The sequence below is a fragment of the Microbacterium testaceum genome (assembly GCF_020781835.1).
GTDB classification, from domain to species: Bacteria; Actinomycetota; Actinomycetes; order Actinomycetales; family Microbacteriaceae; genus Microbacterium; species Microbacterium testaceum_H.
The window spans coordinates 1-2,014 of sequence record NZ_JAJGNJ010000031.1 but is presented as its reverse complement, the minus strand read 5'-3'; the positions used below and the strand labels follow the sequence as shown (position 1 = coordinate 2,014).

3 protein-coding genes are annotated in these 2,014 nt (G+C 69.7%); all 3 read left to right on the top strand.

What is annotated here, in order from left to right; genetic code table 11:
• The first annotated feature begins 151 nt into the window (after nt 1-151).
• Nucleotides 152-832, top strand: a complete 681-nt coding sequence (locus LL239_RS17440; protein WP_228164593.1) for a hypothetical protein — start codon at nt 152-154, stop codon at nt 830-832.
• Nucleotides 829-1,128: a hypothetical protein gene (locus tag LL239_RS17435; RefSeq protein WP_228164592.1), complete on the top strand. Its 300-nt coding sequence runs from the start codon at nt 829-831 to the stop codon at nt 1,126-1,128. Before LL239_RS17440 ends, LL239_RS17435 begins: the two co-directional genes overlap by 4 nt.
• Nucleotides 1,125-2,014: YqaJ viral recombinase family protein (locus tag LL239_RS17430; RefSeq protein ID WP_228164591.1), on the top strand; the 890-nt coding region annotated here is incomplete at its 3' end. The genes LL239_RS17435 and LL239_RS17430, both read left to right, overlap by 4 nt.

Below are 2,014 nucleotides of genomic sequence, written 5' to 3'. Positions count from 1 at the left end.
GGGACGCAGATGCTCGCCGACTGTGTCGTGACGCCGGGTCGCCTGGTGGGAGCGCTGCGATGAGCGCGCGGGTGGTCCTCGTCGGCGTGCTCGGCGTGTCGGTGCTGGTGGAGCTGGTGTTCGCGCTGGTGGTGACCCTGTGAGCGCCGAGATGCCTGAGAAGGATCGGTGCGCGTTCGAGTTCGCGCCGGGAGTGCGTTGTCAGATGGTGGCAGGTCATGAAGAGCCGTACTACCCCTACCTCGACCGAGGTCAGTACGGGTACTACAGCGACATTCTGTCGCAGGGTACTGCCCATCAGGTTCTTGCGCCCGCGCTTGACGTCCCGCCCCGCGACGAGTGGACAGGTGAAGAGCGCCGTGACTCGGTGGAGTCGTGGGCGGTGTTCCGGGACGCCGACTGGGCGAATCGCACGCCTGTTGATGCCCACCCGATCGAACAGCCGACCCCGCCCACCGACGACGTACGCGAAGCGGCCCAGACATTCGCAACGCACATCGGGTGGTCCTGGGAGTCCCTCGAGCCGATCTGGCAAAGAGCGTTCACGGAGGCGGCTCGGAAGGTGCTAGCCCGCCCGCGCGGGACGGTCACCGCGCCGACCGTCGAGGAGTGGGCAGCGCAGATGGACGCCGAGCGCGCCCGTCAGATCGAGCACGGGTACATCGACGCCGAGTCTGCACACCCGCGCCGCCTTCGCGCGTGTGTCGAGGCGTGGCCCGAAGCCGAGTCCGGCGCGTACAACCCGGCGTGCTGCAGGTTCCCGAAGTCGTGCAGCGCCACCGTCTACGGCGAGAGCTACGTGCGCGACGAAGACCTAGAGGCACGCTCGTGAGCGCCGAGAGCGACGCCCGCACCCTCGCCAGGTTGCGTGCGCGGCAGGGACGCCACGCGTTCGGCACGACCCTGACGGCCGAAGAGTTCGACCTGCTCCTCCGTATCGCGGATGAGCGGGACCAGCTTCGCCGTGACCTGTGCGAGCGGGAGGAGAAGGGCGACGGGCCGCGGTCGAACGCTCCCGATGGGTACGTCGTGCGCACCTGCCCCGAGTGCGGCCACTCTCCGCACGGTGTCGGGATGATCTGCTGGCACGAGCACTGCCCGTGCCGCGGGAACGGTGGTGCGCGATGAGCGCCCCGCAGCTCGTCGTGGTCGTGCCCGACGGTGCCCCCGAAGAGGACTGGCACGAGGGTCGCGCCGAGGGTGTCACCGCATCGGAGATCCACGCGATCACCGTCGGCAGCATCAAGGCGCGCCGAGCGATCCTGGACGGCAAGCTCAACGGCTCCACCTTCCACGGCAACCAGCACACGAAGCGCGGCCACGAGCTCGAGCCGGTCATCATCGCCGCCGCATCGAAGCTCGACGGCGTCACCGCACTCGAAGGGTCCAACGCGCTCCTCGCCCACCCGGAGCACCCGCTGCACCGGGCCACCCCTGACGGGCTCGGGCATCACGCGATCTTCGGGTACTTCGGCGCCGAGGTGAAGCGCCGCGAGAAGACCGCCGCCGTAGACGTCCCGCCCGCGCACGTCGACCAGTGCCAATTCGGCATGTGGGTGACGGGCCTCCGGTGGTGGCTGTACGCGTGGATGGTCGAAGGCGAGGACCGCATCCACCACCGGTGGATCGAGCGTGACGACGACCGCATCGCGATCCTCGCCCGCCAGGCCGACGACTTCATCGCGTGGCGGGCGGCCGGCGCACCGTCGATCAACGGGCTCCCCGACGAGGTCGACGAAGCGCTCGCACAGTACGCCCGTGGCCTCGCGATCGCCGCCGAGGGGGAGGCGCTGAAGAAGGCTGCCCGCCCCGTGATCGACGCGTGGATCGCGGGGCAGAACCCGACCGACGTGCTCCGCCGGGAAGGATCCCACGCATCCCTCACCTTCACCCCGAAGACGAAGACCGTCCTCGACGAGGCGGCATGGGAGAAGGCGGAGCCGGAGACGTACGCCGAGGTCGTCGGTTTCGAGCAGCGCGCCGCGGCGACCCGCGAGCTCGCCGGGTCCATCTA